Below are 19510 nucleotides of genomic sequence, written 5' to 3'. Positions count from 1 at the left end.
TGAATAGCACTATTCATTTGTACGCTGTTAAATATGTCTGAAGCCTCTGCCCTTCTTGATAAAACTTCTATTCAGCAGCTCCCTCCTTTTGAAAATCTTAACCATCAAAATATTGTGGTGATTGAAAATAGCGAGCAATGCAAAACTATTGAAGAAGAATTAAGGGTAGCGACCTTTTTAGGATTTGATTCTGAATCTAAACCTACTTTTCAGGTAGGTGAAGTATCAACTGGCCCACATTTGATTCAGCTGGCTACAGAACACAAAGCCTATTTATTTCATGTCAATTCATCGACTTTAAAATTTTTACAGCCCATTTTGTCTAATCCAAAACAAATTAAAGTCGGCTTTGGCCTTAAAAATGATAAGCATATTTTTCACAAAAAAGGCATAAAGCTTGAAAGCTGCATTGACCTTGCTAAAGGTTTTAGCCATTTTGGCTTTAAACAACAAATGGGTGTACAAAAAGCCGTAGCACTATTACTTGGTCAGTATCTTGCCAATTCGAAGAAAGTTGGAACTTCAAATTGGGCGCGAAAACCGCTTACTTCACAACAAATCAGTTATGCAGCTGCTGACGCCTATGCTGCCCTATTGGTATTTCTCGAGCTTAAAAAACGAAAGGTATTACCAATACATATTTCTGAAAAGATTCAAACCGCACTTCAAGGGTAAAGTTATAAAAGTCTTTTCTAAGGCTTAGCGATTGATCAATACTTTGCTAAGATGTGCACAATTTCATAAACATGATGAAGCAAGGAGCGAAAGCATGCTAATCATTCCAGCAATTGACCTGAAAGATGGTAAATGTGTGCGTTTAAAACAAGGGCGTATGGAAGACGATACCGTTTTCTCTGACGATCCGGTTGCAACTGCCCAGCATTGGGTAAATGAAGGCGCACGACGTTTGCATTTGGTCGATTTGAATGGTGCTTTCGCAGGTACGCCTATTCATAAACCTGTTGTTGAAGCGATTGCAAAAGCTCAGCCAGAATTACCAATTCAAATTGGTGGCGGTATCCGCTCATTAGAAACGATTGAACACTACCTAGAAGCTGGCGTGACTTTTGTCATTATCGGTACTAAAGCCGTTCAAGAGCCTGAATTTGTAGAAGAAGCTTGTAAACGTTTTGCAGGCCACATCATTGTCGGTATTGATGCCATGAATGGTATGGTTGCAACTGACGGTTGGGCAAACGTTACCGACGTGAAAGCAACTGATTTAGCAAAACGCTTTGCAGATGCAGGTGTGTCTAGCATTGTTTATACAGACATTGCACGTGACGGCATGATGCAAGGTGTAAACGTTGAGCAAACTGTAAACTTAGCTCAATACTCAGGTTTACCAGTCATCGCTTCTGGTGGTGTAACCAACCTTGATGACGTTCGTAACTTAAAAGGCCAACCAGGCATTTTAGGTGCAATCACAGGCCGTGCAATTTATGAAGGTACTTTAAACCTTCGTGAAGCTCAGCTTTTGTTAGATGAAAACCGTCTTTAATTTTTAAGATGTAAAAAAGAGCCGTTTTAGGCTCTTTTTTTATTGCTGATATGAAAATATATTCCGAATCAATACACCACATTACGAATAAATTTAAGTACTTGGCTACCGCTATTGATATAGGTATAAGTCACTGAACTGGCAAAAATAAAAGATGAACCAGCCGCAATGGTTTCTGAGCTGTCTGTAAATTGTATGGTCAATTCGCCTTCTAACACATAAATCAGTTCTTGCCATCCTTCGGCATCGGCTTCAGCAACATAAAACTCCCCAACAGCCAAAGACCATGTCCAAAGTTCAACTTGAGAACGGGAAGGAACTGAAGCAAGAAAAGTTGCCTTACTTTCTTCCTTTTCACCTTGCCAAGCGAGTGCATTTACTAGGGCATGTTCTTTTAGCTCAGGCGCACTCACAATTGTTCTAAAATCTACTCCCAACACTGCCGCAATCGCATCGAGTTTAGCTAAGCTAATATTGACTTGGCCTGTTTCCAGAGCAGCAATGGTACGTCTACTTACACCTGCCCGATCAGCCAAGTCCTGTTGGCTTAAACTACGCTCATCTCTTAATGAACGGATATTTGTGCCTACATGTTGTAAAACGCTACTCGACTGGCTCATAAAATAGATGAATAAAGAAAATTTGAGCAATATATTGCACAAAACAGAAGAATAGCGCAATATGTGCAGTATATTGCACAATTTCTTTTAGTTTGAGTATGTCACCAACTTATCTGAGTTCAAGCAAAGTTCCTCAATTAGCTCTCATTTTGATTACGGTCATTTGGGGTGGAACATTTCTTACTGTGCAGTACGCACTGAATTTTTCATCACCTATGTTTTTTGTCGGCTGCCGTTTTGCCGTAGCTGCCTTAACGCTATTACTTATTTCATTAAAGAGCATGAAAGGCGTTACATTAAAAGACTTGGGCGCTGGCAGTGTAATTGGCCTTGTCATTGCAGCTGGCTATGGCACGCAGACAATCGGCCTGCAAACTATTCCGAGTAGTGAATCAGCTTTTTTAACGGCGCTTTATGTTCCGCTTGTTCCTATTTTAATGTGGCTCATATTTAGAAAAACTCCACATATCATGACCTGGGTGGGAGCAGCTCTTGCTTTTACTGGCCTTGTTTTATTGACGTGTAATGGTTTTAAGCAAATTTCCTTGAGTTTTGGACAGCTTTTAACAGTGCTCGGCGCCATTGCGATTGCCTTAGAAATTATTTTTATTAGCTACTTTGCTGGAAAGGTAAATTTGCGTCGCGTCACCATTATTCAACTTGGTGTCGCCTCTCTACTTTCTTTTACCATTATGCCTATAGTAGGTGAACAGACAATTCCAGCATTTTCATGGCCCCTAGTACTCATTGCTGTCGCATTAGGCTTAGCAAGTGCACTCATTCAATTTGTAATGAACTGGGCTCAACGTGTGGTTGACCCTTCGCGTGCTGCAATTATCTATGCAGGAGAACCTGTTTGGGCAGGCATTATTGGTCGAATTGCAGGTGAGCGTTTACCAGTTATTGCCCTTTTTGGGGGTGCTTTAGTGGTGTTAGGTGTTTTAGTCAGTGAGTTAAAAATTAAGCTGCCTATTAAGAAAAACAAAAGAGTCCGAGAATAAAAAAGAGAGCTTAACGCTCTCTTTTTTATTTATTAAGGTTGATACATCGGACGGTTATCATTTAACGCAATCAAACCGCGAATGGCACGATATACAATCCAGATCCATGCTGCCGCGATAACACCCACACAGAACACAGTCGATGAGATCGCAACGCCCGCAAATAGATCGGTATTTTCACCCGTAAAGAACAGGAAAATAAACGGCAGAAAGGCAATAATATTCCAAGCGAGATACCACCAGAATGTTCTGATTTGCCATGTAAAGTGGCTCGCGAAAATCGACCCTTGTACATCAGAACGTTTTACGTAATTAATAATTAAAGCAATAATCGCAAGTAAGCCGCCCGTAAAAATGGCAACAATATAAAGTACATATAAAATAAGTGTTAAAGTACGATTTGGATCTTGGTCGATAGAACTATTCATTTTTATACCTCTCAAGTTTAATAAAACAATTTACTTTTATGATCCCCGCAAAACGTTTAAAGGAGAAATTAGCCACAAAATCAAAAGTAAATGAAAGAATATGGTACAAAAATAAATCTTACGAAATGGTTGTTTTTGTGTTTTATGTCTCAGTTTTTGTTGTGCCCACCACGCAGCTGGCCAACCCCCTAAGAAACTGACAATGTGCAAAGTCTGCTCAGGAACACGGCGATTGCCCAATTGCGCTGCTTCTTTATCTTGTGAATATAGCCAGTAACTCAACACATTCATCATTAAGACAAACAATAAGGTATAAGCCGGCAAAATATGAATAAAACTCATAATTCCCATTAAGACGAAATAAAACACAATCCCCATTTGCATTGCTGACCATGGGCTGGCCTGAAAAGAAGATTGTGTTTTTGCAGGTTTTAAAGCCTTACGGGTTTGAGATGCCTTTAAATAAGTGACCTGCTGAGCACGAAAACGGCCTCGTTCATCAAGGATTACCAGATATTCCAGTGCACAACCAATAATTGGCCGAGGTCCGGGGCGTGCAAAATCTTTGATATGCAAAAAGACTCGCTCTTTTTCAGCATCATCCGGCTGAATAAAGCCATAACCCTTTTCGTCGAACCATTCGACTAAACGCCCCTGATCTCGCATCTTTATTCCCTTTTATGCTTTTACATGGCTTAAACGGTCTTGCATCATTGCTCGCATTTCTTGCGGGTCTTTTTGCAAGATGTCATCGCCGGTACGTCCTTCTTCTTTATTTTTTTGAGCAACTTGCAAACGCATTGACCAGAAACGGCAAGCCGCCATTGCCAAGAATACATCTAAACATTCAAGTTCATCTGAAGTCAGCGCACGAACTTTTTGGTATGCCTCTAAATAAGCGCCTACTTTGTCTGAGTTTAAATGTGCTGCTGGATATTCGGTACAAAAATCATTAATGGTAATCGCAATATCAAAAAGCAACTCATCTTGATTTAACTCGTAAAAATCTAAAATACCTTGTAGTTGCTCGCCTTCAAACAAAGTATTGTCACGGAACAAATCTGAGTGAATAAAACCTGTCGGTCGATTTGAATACTGCGCTGTTTTCGCATTAAAGGCTTGATAAACCTGCTCAAGTAACGTTTGGTCATCTTGAGTCATATTTGGTTTAAGCTGCTCTGCAACACCTGTCCAATATTGATGATCACGGCGATATTCGCGTTCAAGCGGAAAATCTTGTAAAGCTACATGTAGCTTCGCCTGTGCATCTGCAATTGCAGCAACTTGGGCTACTGTAGTTTGCATGGGATGGTGTCCCATTAAACGTGGTGCAATTTGTGCAGGCTTACCCGCAATAAAGTGAACCGCTTGGCCGCTGTGCTTTAATGGCACGGCAACGGGTACATCATGAGTACCTAACTGCTCAAGTACAGGAATAAGTTCGCCTGCACCTTGTGCATCTAACTCTTCAAACACGGTGAGTACATATTGTTTGCGGTTTACATCAACCAGAAAATAATTGGTGTTTTGAATACCTCCCTGAATTGGGTTCAGCTCCAACACCTCTAATCCATAAGGTGCAGCAAAGGTGCGAACTTCATCTAAACTCAACGGGGTATAAACCGACATGGAAAACCTGCAAAAAACATCTGTGAAGTTTGATAGAATACCTCTTCCCTCCATGAAGGTGTAGCGCCTGTGTAGGAACTTTCACCAACGGCGATTATTTTTGGAAAAAGCTATGCTTGCTAAACGTATTATTCCTTGCCTAGACGTTGATAACGGACGCGTAGTTAAAGGCGTTCAATTCCTCGATATTCGTGATGCGGGCGACCCTGTTGAAGTGGCACGTCGCTATAACGAACAAGGTGCAGACGAAATTACTTTCTTAGACATTACCGCTACACATCATGGACGCGATACCACTTACCGTACTGTTGAACGTATGGCCGAGACTGTATTCGTGCCTTTAACTGTCGGTGGTGGTGTACGTAAGGTTGAAGATATTCGTGCGTTATTAAATGCAGGTGCAGATAAAGTGAGTATTAACTCGGCTGCCGTATTTAACCCTGAATTTGTTCAAGAAGCCTCTCAGCATTTTGGCGCACAATGTATTGTGGTTGCGATCGATGCCAAAAAAACTGGTGACAACAAATGGGAAATCTTTACTCACGGTGGCCGTAAACCAACGGGTATTGATGCCATTGAATGGGCTGTAAAAATGGCTGACTACGGTGCAGGTGAGTTACTCATTACCAGTATGGATGCCGATGGTACTAAAGCAGGTTATGACATTGCTTTAATGCGTGCTATTAATGACCGCGTAACCATACCAACGATTGCCTCAGGCGGTGTAGGTAACTTACAACACCTTGCAGACGGTATTTTACAAGGTGGTGCAGATGCCGTATTGGCAGCAAGTATTTTCCACTTTGGCCAATATACGATTCCAGAAGCTAAACAATATTTGGCTGAACAAGGTATCGAAATGCGCTTGTAAGCTTATTTATATTTAAAGGGGCAATATGCCCCTTTAATTTTTTATGCAGCACCTTCTATCGCATTTACATCACTAACGAGTTTAGGCTGTTCTTTTTTCTCGCCCCATTTTGCTGGAAAGATTTTTTCTACAGCTTGAGAGAGTGGCCTAGCAAGCGCAGTAGGTAACCGTATCCCCAAAGGATTTTGTTCTTTTAAATCTGCCGAAGACACCACACGTGTTCCCATCACATAGTCAAACCAAGGTTTGGTCACACACCAATTAGCATCTTGATTAGAGTTCATATGGTGGTCGTAATGCCACGGAATTTTACGCTTTGCCCAGTCAGGCTCTAAATGTGCACGGCGATGAATATAATAATAGTTTCCTGCACTGTACCAAGCTGCAAGTGCCATACCTTTTGAAAAGGGGTAGAAAATTGCACTTGAAACGGTTGCCACCACGGCAAGTGAAATTAACTCATTTTTGGTTCGCCAGTTTCCAACGCCCTCAACATAACAATCATCATGAAACTGTTGTTTACGGACTTCACGATGGTGTGCCCAATGCGACTCCATACTTTTCGGCACTGGGCTATAGCGCGGTTGTCCGGCACGGTGTACACCATGCAAAATATATTTGTGTGCTACCCATTCAAATGCATTCGCAACTGCAATTCCGGCAATAAACCCTTTTAACATCGCTTTACTCCTTTTTCTTTTTATTCAGCATATAAAATTCGTTATGCTAGGTATTGACCAGAATTTATGGTTTCATTGACAAATCACGACAAGAAAGAGGTGGTTAGGGATGCCACAACTAAAAAATTATACAGGCTCAGTATATGGAGGACTGGGGCACTTATTAAAGGCTTATTGCGAAGCCAATGAGTTAACTATTCCTGAACAATTAGAACAAATCCAAAATCTGGAACGCTTTGACTATGTGGTTTGGCGCGACCTATTAGAAGTTATTTATAAACTGGACCCAAAGCCGGGGTTAGGGCTAGAAATTGCCAAATATGTACAACCCAAACATTTAGGTATTATTGCCTACCTTGCTCTTTCTTGCGATAACTTAGGTGAAGCCTTAATTCGTTACCATGACTTTCACCGTCTGATTTATGACGGGAGCCCCTTAGTGGTTGAGCTACAAGGGCGGTATGGTTCTATTCGTTGGGAGGCACCAGAGTTACACCCTACCCAGCTTACCGATGAAATCGCGATTGCGTTGGTGATTCAGTTCTTACGTCTTTTTATGTCTCATGAAGATGTGCAGTTACATGAAGTGCGTTTCTTAAATGCGGCCCCTAAAAATATCAGAGTTTACGAGCAGTATTTTCAATGTCCCGTCCGTTTTAGCCAGCCCCGTACAGAGTTACTTATACCCATTACCGAAATTCATAAACCGCTTAGCAGCGCAGACCACACATTACAGCAACTATTGGTTCAGCAAGCCCAAGCACTTTTAGAACAGTTACCCAATTCGACCCAACTCGATCAGCGTTTACAGCATTCAATTTTGACTGGTCTGCAAAAGAATCAATATCAAATTGAACATATTGCAGCTCAATTAGGCCTATCGGTTCGACAGCTCCAAAGGCACTTACAACAACAAAGCACCACCTTTCAAGAGCGCGTTCAACAAGTACGCTTTATGCTGGCAACCGAATATTTAAAAGACCCGCATTTAAGCCTACAAGAGATTGCGCTTTTACTTTGTTATTCAGAACAAAGTGCCTTCCAAAGAGCATTTAAACATTGGACCAAGCAAACCCCACAACAATGGAGAGATCATTTTTTAAACAAAGAATAACCAACCAAAACTTACAAATCTTTTCTTGATTAAAACAACACTGAAAACAAAAATTTCATATAGTCACATGCTTAATTTTTTGTGACGTATTTCACATTAATTAAAAAATAGATCAATAGATGAGTAATCACAATGAATAAATATTTTGCTGAATTCTTAGGTACGTTTTGGCTAGTCTTTGGTGGTTGTGGTAGCGCAGTTTTAGCCGCAGCTTTCCCTGAACATTGGCTTTGCAGGTGTAGCCCTTGCCTTTGGTTTAACCGTACTCACAGGTGCTTATGCTCTAGGGCATATCTCAGGTGGACATTTCAATCCCGCGGTAAGTGTTGGGGTGGCCGCTTCGATGTTAAAGATTTAATTCCGTATATTGTTGCGCAAGTGGTTGGTGCGACTGCTGCTGCATTTGTTCTTTATATTATTGCTCAAGGCCAAGCAGGCTTTAGTGGTGTTGGCGGGTTTGCGACCAATGGTTTTGGTGACTTATCACCAAATAAATTTGGTTTAGGTTCTGCTTTCATTATTGAAGTGGTTCTTACTGCTTTCTTCTTAATCATTATTTTAGGGGCAACTGACCGCCGTGCGCCTGCTGGCTTCGCTCCTATCGCGATTGGTTTAGGCTTAACACTCATTCACTTAATCAGTATTCCGGTGACAAATACTTCGGTAAACCCTGCACGTAGTACAGGTGTTGCGTTCTTTGCTGAAACGGCTGCTTTAAGTCAGTTGTGGTTGTTCTGGGTAGCACCGATTTTAGGGGCTGTGATTGGGGCAATTATTTATAAGGTAGTTGCTGGGGATAAGGATTAACTGCACAACCGCAAATACCACGGTCACTCAAGTTGTAGTTGTATAGGTAATGCCTCACTTTTGAGTAAGCAAAAGTGACAAAACTCATTCGTTTCACTGACGTTACTTCCATGTAACGCAGTGAAACAGGCGGCATCCGTGCCACCATCGCGATAGCAAATTGAGTAAAATATATTTATTACAAAAACGGATTATTAATTTCTTGTTCAGCTGGACGTTCAATTTTCTCAGGCAATTCTTCTTTTTCCAAAGCTGCAACTATATCGTTTAAAAAACTCTGCAATGCCTTTGCCTGCTCTAACCCGACTTTGTCTTTAGTGATTTGCAAATTGCCATAAATACTCACGCAATCGACATCATTTTCTAATGTTAAATCTTCAATTGAAGAAGACTCAGTACCCTTTTCAAATGGCTTAAACATAGCTGTTGTCTCGTTGTTATATCTTCACAGTGTAATACGACCAATTTAAAAAAAATCAATCAAAATTAAAAGAGCCGACAAAATTAAGAAAGCGCCCATCAGGATATTAAAATATTTCAAACGGTTGCCCTGATTCAGTACCACTGAAAATTTATCGCCACATAGTCCCCAAAAGAACAAGCAGGCATAGCATGTGAAGAAATAAATAATAATAAAGATCGGCAACGACTGCGGGTTTTCAATGCTCGTAAACATGGTAATGCCCGACACACAAGCCAACCACGCTTTTGGGTTAAGCCACTGTAATAAGAAACCATCTTTAAAATTGGGAATAAGCATGTGCTCTACAGGTGCACTTGAAATTGAAATATTGGCAGCAGAAAGAATAATTTTTATGCCGATATAGCAAACAAAGAGCGTTCCACAAACTGCAAGAATTTTTAAGACAACTGGAAACTGAGTTAATACACTTTGAAGGCCAAAAGCCATAAAAATCAAAAGTAAGGTAAAGCCAATGGTGGCGCCTGAAATATAGGGAAGTGATCTTTTTAAACCATGATTTAAGCTGGTCGATAAAATGACTGTATTGACGGGACCGGGTGTAATCGACATTGCAAAAGAAAAAAGAAACATCGAGGCAAACATTGTTATTATCCTTATTCGAATAAATAGATGAACAGACAGATCTGTCTATTCATCTTATTGTATCGTTTCAGCCTTCACAACAGTGCTAGAAGCGTCTTATTTCATTATCTGCAAGAAATAGTTCACCAAGGCTTCAACCAATTGTTTCACAATGGCATTTCTAGTTTCTTCATCAATACTTGGAACTTTTGCTTCCATCGGTTCAGAAGAGCCAGTTTTTTGCTTTTTAAATTGGTCTTGTAACGCTTGAATTTGTTCTGCGCTTAGGTCTTGTTCGCACTGGCTTTCACCATCCCAATGCAAATAGTCGAGCTTTTGGTTGGGTTTAACTTGGCTAGCAGTCAACGGTAAGCGATAAACGTTACGTTTTTGCTGCTCGGTTAACTGTGGAAATAAGTTAATACCAAGCTTTTCTTCTATATAACAAACACTCACTACCTTCACTTGCTGCGAGTTATTATTAGGTGCGTAGTAAGCCCCAATAGCGCCAGTTTTTGGCATATACACCGCTTTATAAACTGCGGTAGGTACAATCACACCCTGCCCAATCGTTTTGAGACGTTTACCCTCAAAAACAGGTCCTGTCACGACATATACATCTTGTTTTTGCTTGGTGACAATAGCACGGGTTGCTTCTTCAAGTTTACGCCAGACTTCTTGGTTATTTTTAGGCGCTTGCGGCACCATGTTGCTGAGCGAGAAACTATCAGACTGTGATTCTTTATTTGGCATATCGCCATTCGGTGCCATATGACCACGGTCATACCCTGAACCACGGTAGTCACTTAAAAGTGCCCGATGCTTTTGAGGAACACGCGTTTCTTCATGGAAGTTATCTTCACGTTTAATTTTGATACTTAAACGTTCTGCATCTAAATGCTCGGCTGACCATAATGGTGTTTTAGAAATACCTGAATAGAGGACATTAAAACCGTTAAAGCACAGCGGATAGCTGTCTTTTTTTAAGCTTTCTTTATTTAAAGCAGGCGGAACTTCTCGATAAAACTGGTTAAGACAAGTCGAGTTAGTACTTAAAGGCGAAAACCACTGCGAAATCTTTTCACTGCCGAAAGCAATTGCAAAGCTTCCGGCTGCAATACAAGCAAGAATAATCTTGCCAAAATGCTCACTTAGAGAAAATGAATTTGTACCTTTACTACGTTTTTTACTTGCCATGTTTCTATCAATACCACTGTCCACACGCAGCTTAACAATCCTGCTTTTTTAAGTATATCGCTTATCTTTCAAATGGTTAAAACGTGGTCATATTTTTTGTAACTCTAATCGGTTTTACGTAACAGTCTATTGGCATTATGAGAGCCTTTGGCTATTGAATTGCGCCAATTGCGTATCTTTCGTTGAAATGCACTTATGGCTTATGACATGGTTAGCTCCACAAATTTGGATAAAAATATAATCGGAGTCCATTTAATGATCCATTCAAAGATTATTGGTATTGGCGTAATCACAGGATTGTGTAGTATGGCTGCTTTGGCTGAACCAGCAGTCCAGCCAGGTGATACTTTAGAAAGCTTATCTAAAGTAAAAGTGACTACAACCGTCAACGGCCAACCAGGTTCTATTAGCGATTTGGTCAATAGCGGACAAGTACAGCAAGTTTCTGCTGCACCAGCAAGCGCAACGCCTACTGGTGCTCCTATTCCGGCAGATGTTCCACCAGCACCTCCAGCGGGCGGTGAAATGGCTCCTCCAGCTGCACCAACTGATGCAGTGCCACCTGCACCGAATCAAGCGGCTTCAGCGCCACAAGATCCGAACACTCCACCGCCAGCTGCTAACCCGAACCAATCAGCAGACCCAATGGCAAAAGATGGGGCGTTACCAGCAGATGCACCTATGCCACAAGCTCAATAATCCGAGCCATAAAAAAACCAAGACATATGTTTTGGTTTTTTTATTACATCAAATTTTATATTTCGATTTGGCTACCTAACTCAACCACACGGTTGGTTGGAATTTGATAGAAGTCACTCACCGGACTAGTATTACGCTGCATTGAAATAAACAGCTTTTCTCTCCATGGCGACATACCGTCTCCCACAGAATGAACAATACGATCACGCGAAATAAAGAAGCTGATATGCATCAAGTCATATTCAAGGCCTAATTGTTCATAGGCTTGCATCAATGCTTTCGGCACATTCATTTCATCTTTAAAGCCGTAGAAAATTTTAATACGGAAGAAATGTTCAGCTAAGGTTTCTGTCGTAATACGCTCTTCAGGTGCAACAAACGGTACATCTTCAATCACTACAGTGACCAAGATATTACGCTGATGTAGTACCTTATTGTGCTTAATATTATGCAGCATGGCATGTGGCACAACATTTGGCGTACCCGTCATAAATACAGCATCGCCTGGCACCCAGTGCACACTATTACCAATACTTTTTACAAACAAATCGAGTGACAAAGTATCGTGTTCAAGCTTAGCAAAAGTAAGCTCACGGCCACGTTTCCATGTCATTAAAATGGTCACTGCAATCGCACCAATCAATAATGGCACCCAACCGCCCGACAAGATTTTAAGTGAAGTTGCACCGACCAACACCGACTCTAAAATAAAGAACGGAATAATCAGGAGAAGCACTTTTGGCAAACTCCACTTCCACGCCGAATAGATAAACACTGCAACCAAAATCGTGTCACAGAGCATAGTCAAAGTTACGGCCAAACCGTAGGCACTTGCCAAGTTCGAGCTGGTTTTGAAGATTAAAATTAAGATAATAATTGCGATTAAAAGTAACCAGTTTAAGAAAGGTACATAAATCTGACCTTCTTCAGACTCAGACGTATGTTTAATACTTAAACGCGGTAAATAACCCAATTGAATCGCTTGGCGCGTAAGAGAAAACACCCCAGAAATTACGGCTTGAGAAGCAATGACTGTTGCCATGGTTGCCATAATAATCATTGGGTATAAGGCCCACTGCGGCACCAGTAAATAGAACGGGTTTTCAATTGCCGCTGGGTCTCTGAGTAATAATGCGCCCTGTCCTGCGTAGTTTAAAACCAAGCATGGCAATACCACAAAGAACCACGCCAGACGAATCGGAACTGGTCCGAAATGTCCCATATCGGCATATAGCGCTTCACCACCAGTCACTGTTAACACCACAGCACCCATCACAAAAAATGTCATGATCGGATGGTGATAGATAAACTGGATCGCCCAATGCGGACTAAACATGCCTAGTACCACAGGTGTTTGGATGACACTGTGAATACCCAAGATGCCTAAAGATAAGAACCACACAAGCGTAATTGGACCAAAAAACTTACCTACAAACGCCGTACCGTGCTTTTGCACCAAAAACAGCGTGACGATAATGGCAATTGCAATAGGCATAATGAACGGGTCAAACACATCGGTTGCAATAGACAACCCTTCGACCGCAGACAATACTGAAATGGCTGGGGTAATAATACCGTCACCAAAGAACAGTGATGCTCCAATAAAGCCTATCGCAATCATGTAGATTTTTTTGTTGTCGGCAATTTTCGCTTTACGCAAATTCAACGCGAGTAAGGCCATAATGCCACCTTCACCATTGTTGTCTGCACGCATCACGATTGCGACATACTTGATGCTAATAATCAGCATTAAGCACCAAAAAATAATGGATAAAATTCCTAATACGTTTTCAGGCTGAATTCCCAACCCATGCGCTGCATGGAAGGACTCTTTCAAGGCATAGAGCGGACTTGTTCCGATGTCTCCAAAGACCACTCCAAGAGCTGCCAAAGCCGTGGCAGGCAAGGTCGCTTTTTTGGCCGTATTTTGCATTGTGTAATTAAACCAATATGATTTTTAGCGCAATCTTATCACCTCTATTATTTTTTTTCTGTAAAGCTCGTCTTAAATCTTGGCAGGACTCGTTTTTTTAGTTACTATCGCACGCCTTGGTGAGGTGTCCGAGTGGCTGAAGGAGCACGCCTGGAAAGTGTGTATACGTTTACGCGTATCGAGGGTTCGAATCCCTCTCTCACCGCCAGAATTCAAAAAAGACCTAATCGTTTTGATTTAGGTCTTTTTTATTTAACTTAAATAAAATTAATTTAATCAACGATAAGTAACTTCGCACCATTTAAGCTAAAAGACTGATGTGGCTCTGAATTGTCTCCGACTTGATAACTCATGCCTGAAGTTAAAGTAAATGTTCTTCCATCTTTTAATCTACTTTCTAGCTCGCCTTCTAGGCAAAATAATATATGCCCTTTTTCGCACCAATGGTCTGCCAAGTAATTTGCTGAGTACTCGACAAGTCTCACTCTAATCTTATTTGTTTCTTCACCAAAAAATTGAGTTTTCCAATAAGCTTTTCCAGTTTCACCGCTATATTCAGTGACTTCTATTTCTTCCCAATTTGTAATTTGAAATGGAAAAGGTGCGATATTCATAGTTTTTCCAAAGACGTATTATTGTGTTTTCAACTTATAGACAAAATTGGTTTTTGCAAACACTTTAAAAATATTATCTCTTAAAGCCAACGCCCAACTAAGAAAGAAACTCATTAGATTTCTCTAATCAGCCTTAATCCAGATCAAAAACTTCTAATGACTCTACATAAGGCAAAATAAGATATTCATGATTAGATAAATGTTGTTCTAGCTGATTATGCGTTGTTTGGTTGAATTGATAAAAGTTGCTCAACTCATTAAGCAATTGAGGAGTTTTATTTGCATCAAATTTTGATGTTTTAATAAAGAATAATAAGCTTGCCCCTAAACCCACATACTCTAAGCCATAGTTTTGATCTAAATGCTCAATCAAGCTAAAAGACTCAAAAGGGTTCAAATCACAAGTAAAGTAACCATTGAGGCATGCTGCAAATTTTTTAGTTTCAGTTTGAATATTGACTAACTTTACTTGAATAACTTCATCTAAAATTTTTTCTGGTTCAGCATTGATCTGTAGCAGAGTTGCCTGATCTTCATCGCTATAGTTAAGTTTTTTTGGCAAGTTATTAAAGTTTAAATAATTTTCTGGCTTTAATAATTGTTCAATATGGTATCGAAACTCTAAAGGTCGAGTATTTTCCCAACTTGCTGCACTGTCATCTTCAACGAATTCTGTGGTATCAAAATAAAGCCCCTCTCCCATTGAAGCATGCATAGACGTGTATTCGCACTGTCCTATATCTTCTAAAAGTAATAATACTTTTTTAGGGAAATGTTTCTGCTTAATTTCTGAATATAAGTTAACAACATCGTTCCATGAGTTTATTTCACTGATTGTTGCGTAGCATATTAATTCATGAGCATCTTCAGTTATAAGGGAATTTTCTTTTTCTTTAATGCGAAAAACGGTCATAATTTTTTAAATTTAATCTATATTTAACGAACATTTATATCATAGATAAATCGTATATTTAACTTAAAACCTTAATGTAATTTTTTAAAAAATCTTCTATATAAAAGACCCAAACCCTCATGTTTAGGCCTGTTCCTTTAAAACTTACTCAGACAATGCTAATAACTTCTGAACATACTGAACGGCACTGTTATCTATTTCTTGGTGAGTTGGAATAGCATCATCTGGTGAAGGGTTTGTGTCTAAACCATAAAATGCATAAAGCGGTTGATAGACTGCCCCAACATATAAAGCGGTGAGTTCAAAAGAACTAAAAATCTGCTCTAACGAAAGCTTATATTCACCTTGCTCTGAATAAACTTTTTCTTGAGCACCCGCAGACACCGCCAGCATAAACTTTTTATTTTTAAGCTTGTCACCTGTTGAACCGTAAGCCCAACCATACGCCAAAACTTCATCAAGCCATTGTTTCAAAAGCGGCGGACAGTTAAACCAATACACTGGAAATTGAAAGACTAAATTTTCGTGTTCTTCTACAAGCGCTTGTTCTTTGGCAACATCAATTACGCCATCTGGGTAGGTTTGATAAATCTGGTGAACGGTAAATTGGTCTGGATATTTTTCTAACTCCTCTACCCATCTTTTATTAATTACAGACTGGTCTATGTGAGGATGCGTAACGATCACTAATGTCTTTTTCATTATAAAAACACTCTTATCGAAAAGTAGATAAATCGATTATAGAAGTGTGCTTTCCTAAATATAAGTACGGTAATTTTTGTTATATACTATACTAAAAGATAGTGTAGATTTAAAAAAATGACTGACTGCCTTCCATCAAATACGCCATTAGAAGAAACAGGTTTTGGCTACACTCTTTCTTTAATTAATGGCAAATATAAGATGATCATCATGTATTGGCTGTATGGAAAAACCGTTATGCGTTTTAATGAGTTGCAGCGCTGTATTGGCAATATTTCATTTAGAACGCTGAGCAATACACTTAAAGAGTTAGAAAGAGACGAATTGATTATTCGTAAGGAATATCCTCAAATTCCACCAAAGGTTGAGTATCGTCTTTCGGAAAGAGGACAGTCTTTAATTCCTTTGCTAGATATGATGTGCCAGTGGGGCGAGCGAAATATGAACTCTTAGTTTTATAAACTTAAAGTGATACTCAATATGAGACATGAATTAAGAGAAATTTTTATTAAGGGATGCGACGATAAAATTGAAAAGAAGGGAGACAAAGTCGGTCTATCTTTTTATGCTTTTTTTAAAAATAAGAATGATAACCCTGAGCTACTGATGGAAGCAGCGCATTGGTGGATTATGGAGCATAAGCTAGATCACTTTGAGAAAGCTGTGAAGATTAAACAATTGGTTTTGAGTGAAAGTTAAAAATTAGAATTAAAGACTATCGGAAATAGGATAGTCTTTAATTCTTATACTAAAAATCAAATTTGAAGGGATAAAATTATACATTAAAGGAGAATATAATTAGAAATTGATAGAAAATTAATCTGACCACTTTAGTCAATATTTTAAATTCCCAATTAAAAATTTTTGTTAAAATTATAGTTAATATTTATAATTTTCTAGGCAATATTTATGCTATTTATAAGTTCCAATGCTTGGCACACTAATGAAAATTTAAGTTTATTATTATTTCTGGGTCAAAAATTTGATGAATTATTTTTTGACTATACTTTAGATTCTTACAAACCTCCTGCTTTAAATCCGTCATTTATTTGTAGAGAAGCTTTGTCCCTAATTAATGATATAGAAAGTGAAGTTATAGATAGAAATAATTTAACTTTTGTATTGGAAGAATTAGATTTCTCTTTAAGAAATGATATTATTGTAAAAAATCTATTAACTTCTGAAATTGAAAAATTTGTTTTAATAGACGAAAATGTTCGGTTAAGTGATTTAAAGTTAAGATTAGAAGTTCTAGAAAAAGTCTTAAATCCATTGAATTATTTTACTTTATGCTGTGAGCTTTTATTAAATGAAATTTCTGATAATAAGGGCTCAAAAAAGACAATTAATCAACTAGCCACTTTACTAGCATCTTTATTAATTAATATGGGAATTTCTAAACAACATATTTATGAAAAAACAAAGGAATTCTTTTTTAGTGAAAGAGAAATCAAAGATGTTGAGGAAGTTCAAGATTTTTTTCAGTCAATTTCCCCAACACATCACCATTTTGAAATTTTTTTCCTCGTTTCAAAAGATATATTAACTATAAAGAATTCTGTAGATCAATTTGATATTGAAATTATAGATGACCTACCACATAAGTTTTCTCAATTAGCAGAATTAAAAAAATTAAAGAAAGGAAAATCTGAAGTGTGGGTAAGAATTGATGACATAGAAACTTTTGATAGACATTCAGCTAGACGTTTAGCTGAGAATACTTTAGAGATTATGAGTGATTTATTCTCACTTTATTCACATAAGAAAAAAATTATATGGCGATCCAAAGCGATAATAACACAATGTTGTGAGAATATTGATAAAGTTATCAGTAAAGCAAAAAGTCCTATGGATAAATGCATTGATGTAAGACCTCATACTGCTTCAAAAAAATTAAACTATTTTTTAGAAAATATTTCTTTGAAGAAAGATTCATTCAAGAAGCTTAATCGAGTAATAGACTTACATTCAACCGCATTAGCTAGTGATTTAGCTGAAAATCAATTAATTAATATTTGGATAGCAATAGAAACTATTGTTCCCTCAAGTATCAATGGAGGTGGAAAGGTTAAAAAAATATGTAATGCATTAGAACCAATCCTACTAAAAGAATATATAAGTCGCTTATTACAAAATTTGATCAGAGATCTTTTGAAATGGGGCAGAAGCAATTTAACTGATATTTTAAAAGAAATTGACAATTACAAAGATAAAAAAATAAACCAGTTAGTACTTGAGCTCATGGCCTTAGATAAATATAAACCTTTAAGAAACACTTTATATCAAAATTTAGGTAACTTCCACCTACTTAGATATAGGTGTTTTGAATTATCAGAAATTTTAAAAAATCCCAAAAATGTATTAGCAAAGATATCATTACATGAAAAAAAGGTAAGCTGGCAATTACGTCGAATTTATCGAACCAGAAATCTTATAGTTCATAGTGGTCGCTCTTTACCTTATATTGATACTTTAATCGAAAATTCACATGATTATTTAGATCAAACGATTAATGCCGTTGTAAAATATTCAGGTGGCTACTTGAATGCCGATACTCTAGAGCAAGTTTTTGAAATGGCAAAATTAGATTATGAATCCTTTAGTAAGGAATTAAAATTAATTTCATCTTTTGATGAAAATAATATACTCATACTGTTGAACTAACTAATATTTAAGTTTTAAAAAAGGCCTAAATCTAGGCCTTTCCCCATCAAACCCGACTTAGAAAATAATCAATCAATATTCCCTTTCATCAGTTTGATTTGAGCCTAAAAGCTGCACCATTGCTCCATCGACCACAAACAAAAACATATGTGCATCTTCAACTGTAGCGGCAGGTTTTACAGTTAAAAGGAGTTTATGAATTTCTTGAATAAGCCAGTTTCGGTAATCAATAACCACTTTATAAGCCGACGGATAATGCTTTTCTATTTCAAAAATTGCTTTAAAAGGCAAACGATAAAGCCCGCCTGAGTCAGCATGTAAAAAGAAAATTCTCTTGAGTTTATCGAACACCATCAGTTCACGGTACGAATAGATCGTGGAAAATACCTCTTCTTTTAAAGCGTCTGTTTGAAAAGTTAAGCTCATCTGAATGAGTCTTTCTTTTGAATGGAAGTAGTTGTAAAAGGTAGCTTTGGGAATTTGGGAGTCGGCAATAATTCGGTCTACCCCTACCTTATGAAACCCATATTGGTTAAATAAATCTTTTGCCGTGTGGAGCACTCGCAATGCTCTAAATGAAGCTTCTAAATTTTTCATGTATATCGCTTAAAATAATTTTTTGTTGTAAATAAAAGAGATAGAAATGCCGTCGCTCTTAAATTGAGCGCTAAATACAGGCGTGCAAAAGCAGCACAAAAATGGTGTGCTCGCCTATCTCGGGTTTTATTGTTGCTATGATTTTTTAGTCGTAATGACCTATGGCTTAAAACCTAGAGTCGGTTAAACCGTTTTAAAGACCAGTTGGGTATAGAGTCAAAGATTTTGGCGAAGGTTGCCAAAGAGAGAGATGAAATAGTACGCATAATGGCGAACTCCTTGTGTATTAAAGAAGAACTACCACGATTACTGCTAAATAATGGTGGCAGAACGAAGGGGGTTAGCAGACTGGTACACAAGGACCCAGCACGCGCAAGCGCGTCCCCCTCCGTCCTACCATAGAAAAAAGGGGGACGTAAGGATCCAGTACTGAAAAGCAAGCTTTTAGTACTCTTGTGTAAAAGGGTCTGCTAAAACCCACTGGCAATGTGGCCA

Annotated in this window: 22 protein-coding genes, 1 tRNA gene and 1 pseudogene; 11 read left to right on the top strand and 13 right to left on the bottom strand. The window is 38.5% G+C overall.

Translation table 11 applies throughout. The annotated features are described in order from the left end of the window. Positions 1-33 precede the first annotated feature (33 nt). Positions 34-675 carry a 3'-5' exonuclease gene (locus tag MKL62_RS02575; RefSeq protein ID WP_030423577.1) on the top strand — a complete coding sequence of 214 codons (642 nt, stop codon included), beginning with the start codon at positions 34-36 and terminating at the stop codon, positions 673-675. A 94-nt stretch (positions 676-769) separates the two neighbouring features. After that, positions 770-1501 carry a 1-(5-phosphoribosyl)-5-[(5-phosphoribosylamino)methylideneamino]imidazole-4-carboxamide isomerase gene (gene hisA / locus MKL62_RS02570; protein ID WP_000905538.1) on the top strand — a complete coding sequence of 244 codons (732 nt, stop codon included), beginning with the start codon at positions 770-772 and terminating at the stop codon, positions 1499-1501. 68 nt (positions 1502-1569) lie between these two features. Here the strand turns inward: hisA and MKL62_RS02565 are convergent, their stop codons facing one another. Then, positions 1570-2121, bottom strand: coding sequence for a helix-turn-helix domain-containing protein (locus MKL62_RS02565; protein WP_000083599.1), 552 nt, complete (start codon positions 2119-2121; stop codon positions 1570-1572). A 98-nt stretch (positions 2122-2219) separates the two neighbouring features. Between MKL62_RS02565 and MKL62_RS02560 the strand changes: the two genes are divergently transcribed. Further along, positions 2220-3122 carry a DMT family transporter gene (locus MKL62_RS02560; RefSeq protein WP_000075486.1) on the top strand — a complete coding sequence of 301 codons (903 nt, stop codon included), beginning with the start codon at positions 2220-2222 and terminating at the stop codon, positions 3120-3122. Positions 3123-3154: 32 nt separating this feature from the next. On the opposite strand, the gene MKL62_RS02555 is transcribed toward MKL62_RS02560, so the two are convergent. From MKL62_RS02555 to MKL62_RS02545, 3 genes are read right to left on the bottom strand one after another with little or no spacing between them, the layout of a single operon-like run. Then, positions 3155-3550 (bottom strand): DUF4870 family protein, encoded by a 396-nt coding sequence (locus MKL62_RS02555; RefSeq protein ID WP_001088855.1) that lies wholly within the window; start codon positions 3548-3550, stop codon positions 3155-3157. Positions 3551-3586: 36 nt separating this feature from the next. Continuing rightward, positions 3587-4216, bottom strand: coding sequence for a DUF1294 domain-containing protein (locus MKL62_RS02550; RefSeq protein WP_001205591.1), 630 nt, complete (start codon positions 4214-4216; stop codon positions 3587-3589). 12 nt (positions 4217-4228) lie between these two features. Beyond that, the gene (locus tag MKL62_RS02545; protein ID WP_000118185.1) at positions 4229-5179 is read right to left on the bottom strand and encodes a homoserine kinase; all 951 of its coding nucleotides are present in this window, start codon (positions 5177-5179) and stop codon (positions 4229-4231) included. A 112-nt stretch (positions 5180-5291) separates the two neighbouring features. Between MKL62_RS02545 and hisF the strand changes: the two genes are divergently transcribed. Continuing rightward, positions 5292-6050 (top strand): imidazole glycerol phosphate synthase subunit HisF, encoded by a 759-nt coding sequence (gene hisF / locus MKL62_RS02540; RefSeq protein ID WP_000880078.1) that lies wholly within the window; start codon positions 5292-5294, stop codon positions 6048-6050. A 41-nt stretch (positions 6051-6091) separates the two neighbouring features. On the opposite strand, the gene MKL62_RS02535 is transcribed toward hisF, so the two are convergent. Then, complete coding sequence (locus MKL62_RS02535) at positions 6092-6730, bottom strand: hypothetical protein (protein ID WP_000911626.1); 639 nt, start codon at positions 6728-6730, stop codon at positions 6092-6094. Between the two features lie 109 nt (positions 6731-6839). Between MKL62_RS02535 and MKL62_RS02530 the strand changes: the two genes are divergently transcribed. Next, positions 6840-7844: an AraC family transcriptional regulator gene (locus MKL62_RS02530; protein WP_004745349.1), complete on the top strand. Its 1005-nt coding sequence runs from the start codon at positions 6840-6842 to the stop codon at positions 7842-7844. A gap of 132 nt (positions 7845-7976) precedes the next feature. Then, the gene (gene aqpZ, locus MKL62_RS02525) at positions 7977-8651 is read left to right on the top strand and encodes an aquaporin Z (RefSeq protein WP_425286075.1); all 675 of its coding nucleotides are present in this window, start codon (positions 7977-7979) and stop codon (positions 8649-8651) included. A gap of 178 nt (positions 8652-8829) precedes the next feature. On the opposite strand, the gene MKL62_RS02520 is transcribed toward aqpZ, so the two are convergent. From MKL62_RS02520 to MKL62_RS02510, 3 genes are all read right to left on the bottom strand, one after another. Continuing rightward, positions 8830-9072, bottom strand: a complete 243-nt coding sequence (locus MKL62_RS02520) for a hypothetical protein (protein ID WP_000476053.1) — start codon at positions 9070-9072, stop codon at positions 8830-8832. A 45-nt stretch (positions 9073-9117) separates the two neighbouring features. Next, complete coding sequence (locus MKL62_RS02515; protein WP_000458288.1) at positions 9118-9717, bottom strand: LysE family translocator; 600 nt, start codon at positions 9715-9717, stop codon at positions 9118-9120. Positions 9718-9813: 96 nt separating this feature from the next. Further along, positions 9814-10893, bottom strand: coding sequence for a DNA/RNA non-specific endonuclease (locus tag MKL62_RS02510; protein ID WP_000157119.1), 1080 nt, complete (start codon positions 10891-10893; stop codon positions 9814-9816). A 255-nt stretch (positions 10894-11148) separates the two neighbouring features. Here MKL62_RS02510 and MKL62_RS02505 point away from each other — a divergent pair, with 255 nt between their 5' ends. After that, a complete protein-coding gene (locus tag MKL62_RS02505) occupies positions 11149-11592 on the top strand; it encodes a hypothetical protein (RefSeq protein WP_004745343.1) in 444 nt (147 codons plus the stop codon). A 55-nt stretch (positions 11593-11647) separates the two neighbouring features. On the opposite strand, the gene MKL62_RS02500 is transcribed toward MKL62_RS02505, so the two are convergent. Beyond that, complete coding sequence (locus tag MKL62_RS02500) at positions 11648-13525, bottom strand: potassium transporter Kup (RefSeq protein WP_004745342.1); 1878 nt, start codon at positions 13523-13525, stop codon at positions 11648-11650. Positions 13526-13643: 118 nt separating this feature from the next. Here MKL62_RS02500 and MKL62_RS02495 point away from each other — a divergent pair. Continuing rightward, positions 13644-13733, top strand: a tRNA-Ser gene (locus MKL62_RS02495). Positions 13734-13797: 64 nt separating this feature from the next. On the opposite strand, the gene MKL62_RS02490 is transcribed toward MKL62_RS02495, so the two are convergent. The 3 genes from MKL62_RS02490 to MKL62_RS02480 form a co-directional block, all read right to left on the bottom strand. Continuing rightward, positions 13798-14139 (bottom strand): DHCW motif cupin fold protein, encoded by a 342-nt coding sequence (locus MKL62_RS02490; RefSeq protein ID WP_001017481.1) that lies wholly within the window; start codon positions 14137-14139, stop codon positions 13798-13800. A gap of 133 nt (positions 14140-14272) precedes the next feature. After that, entirely contained in the window at positions 14273-15052 is a 780-nt protein-coding gene (locus MKL62_RS02485; RefSeq protein ID WP_004745341.1) for a hypothetical protein, read from the bottom strand. A gap of 144 nt (positions 15053-15196) precedes the next feature. Then, a complete protein-coding gene (locus MKL62_RS02480) occupies positions 15197-15754 on the bottom strand; it encodes an NAD(P)H-dependent oxidoreductase (RefSeq protein WP_002068688.1) in 558 nt (185 codons plus the stop codon). Between the two features lie 117 nt (positions 15755-15871). Between MKL62_RS02480 and MKL62_RS02475 the strand changes: the two genes are divergently transcribed. The 3 genes from MKL62_RS02475 (at position 15872) to MKL62_RS02465 (ending at position 18418) form a co-directional block, all read left to right on the top strand. After that, the gene (locus tag MKL62_RS02475; protein WP_000128772.1) at positions 15872-16207 is read left to right on the top strand and encodes a winged helix-turn-helix transcriptional regulator; all 336 of its coding nucleotides are present in this window, start codon (positions 15872-15874) and stop codon (positions 16205-16207) included. Between the two features lie 27 nt (positions 16208-16234). After that, positions 16235-16453: a DUF6500 family protein gene (locus MKL62_RS02470; RefSeq protein ID WP_005127850.1), complete on the top strand. Its 219-nt coding sequence runs from the start codon at positions 16235-16237 to the stop codon at positions 16451-16453. 210 nt (positions 16454-16663) lie between these two features. Beyond that, on the top strand, positions 16664-18418 hold the full coding sequence (locus tag MKL62_RS02465; protein WP_030423578.1) for a hypothetical protein: 1755 nt from the start codon (positions 16664-16666) through the stop codon (positions 18416-18418). Positions 18419-18464: 46 nt separating this feature from the next. Here the strand turns inward: MKL62_RS02465 and MKL62_RS02460 are convergent. Beyond that, positions 18465-19015, bottom strand: a pseudogene (locus MKL62_RS02460) (TetR/AcrR family transcriptional regulator). Between the last annotated feature and the right edge of the window lie 495 nt (positions 19016-19510).

This window comes from Acinetobacter sp. AOR01_HL, assembly GCF_027855455.1.
GTDB classification, from domain to species: Bacteria; Pseudomonadota; Gammaproteobacteria; order Pseudomonadales; family Moraxellaceae; genus Acinetobacter; species Acinetobacter baumannii.
This window is presented reverse-complemented; position numbering and strand designations above follow the sequence as displayed.

What these genes read in the sequence shown, in the direction of transcription:
- MKL62_RS02575 (WP_030423577.1), top strand. Translation starts at nt 34, where the DNA reads ATGTCTGAAGCCTCTGCCCTTCTTGATAAAACTTCTATTCAGCAGCTC.
- hisA (WP_000905538.1), top strand. Translation starts at nt 770, where the DNA reads ATGCTAATCATTCCAGCAATTGACCTGAAAGATGGTAAATGTGTGCGT.
- MKL62_RS02565 (WP_000083599.1), bottom strand. Translation starts at nt 2,121, where the DNA reads ATGAGCCAGTCGAGTAGCGTTTTACAACATGTAGGCACAAATATCCGT.
- MKL62_RS02560 (WP_000075486.1), top strand. Translation starts at nt 2,220, where the DNA reads ATGTCACCAACTTATCTGAGTTCAAGCAAAGTTCCTCAATTAGCTCTC.
- MKL62_RS02555 (WP_001088855.1), bottom strand. Translation starts at nt 3,550, where the DNA reads ATGAATAGTTCTATCGACCAAGATCCAAATCGTACTTTAACACTTATT.
- MKL62_RS02550 (WP_001205591.1), bottom strand. Translation starts at nt 4,216, where the DNA reads ATGCGAGATCAGGGGCGTTTAGTCGAATGGTTCGACGAAAAGGGTTAT.
- MKL62_RS02545 (WP_000118185.1), bottom strand. Translation starts at nt 5,179, where the DNA reads ATGTCGGTTTATACCCCGTTGAGTTTAGATGAAGTTCGCACCTTTGCT.
- hisF (WP_000880078.1), top strand. Translation starts at nt 5,292, where the DNA reads ATGCTTGCTAAACGTATTATTCCTTGCCTAGACGTTGATAACGGACGC.
- MKL62_RS02535 (WP_000911626.1), bottom strand. Translation starts at nt 6,730, where the DNA reads ATGTTAAAAGGGTTTATTGCCGGAATTGCAGTTGCGAATGCATTTGAA.
- MKL62_RS02530 (WP_004745349.1), top strand. Translation starts at nt 6,840, where the DNA reads ATGCCACAACTAAAAAATTATACAGGCTCAGTATATGGAGGACTGGGG.
- aqpZ (WP_425286075.1), top strand. Translation starts at nt 7,977, where the DNA reads ATGAATAAATATTTTGCTGAATTCTTAGGTACGTTTTGGCTAGTCTTT.
- MKL62_RS02520 (WP_000476053.1), bottom strand. Translation starts at nt 9,072, where the DNA reads ATGTTTAAGCCATTTGAAAAGGGTACTGAGTCTTCTTCAATTGAAGAT.
- MKL62_RS02515 (WP_000458288.1), bottom strand. Translation starts at nt 9,717, where the DNA reads ATGTTTGCCTCGATGTTTCTTTTTTCTTTTGCAATGTCGATTACACCC.
- MKL62_RS02510 (WP_000157119.1), bottom strand. Translation starts at nt 10,893, where the DNA reads ATGGCAAGTAAAAAACGTAGTAAAGGTACAAATTCATTTTCTCTAAGT.
- MKL62_RS02505 (WP_004745343.1), top strand. Translation starts at nt 11,149, where the DNA reads ATGATCCATTCAAAGATTATTGGTATTGGCGTAATCACAGGATTGTGT.
- MKL62_RS02500 (WP_004745342.1), bottom strand. Translation starts at nt 13,525, where the DNA reads ATGCAAAATACGGCCAAAAAAGCGACCTTGCCTGCCACGGCTTTGGCA.
- MKL62_RS02490 (WP_001017481.1), bottom strand. Translation starts at nt 14,139, where the DNA reads ATGAATATCGCACCTTTTCCATTTCAAATTACAAATTGGGAAGAAATA.
- MKL62_RS02485 (WP_004745341.1), bottom strand. Translation starts at nt 15,052, where the DNA reads ATGACCGTTTTTCGCATTAAAGAAAAAGAAAATTCCCTTATAACTGAA.
- MKL62_RS02480 (WP_002068688.1), bottom strand. Translation starts at nt 15,754, where the DNA reads ATGAAAAAGACATTAGTGATCGTTACGCATCCTCACATAGACCAGTCT.
- MKL62_RS02475 (WP_000128772.1), top strand. Translation starts at nt 15,872, where the DNA reads ATGACTGACTGCCTTCCATCAAATACGCCATTAGAAGAAACAGGTTTT.
- MKL62_RS02470 (WP_005127850.1), top strand. Translation starts at nt 16,235, where the DNA reads ATGAGACATGAATTAAGAGAAATTTTTATTAAGGGATGCGACGATAAA.
- MKL62_RS02465 (WP_030423578.1), top strand. Translation starts at nt 16,664, where the DNA reads ATGCTATTTATAAGTTCCAATGCTTGGCACACTAATGAAAATTTAAGT.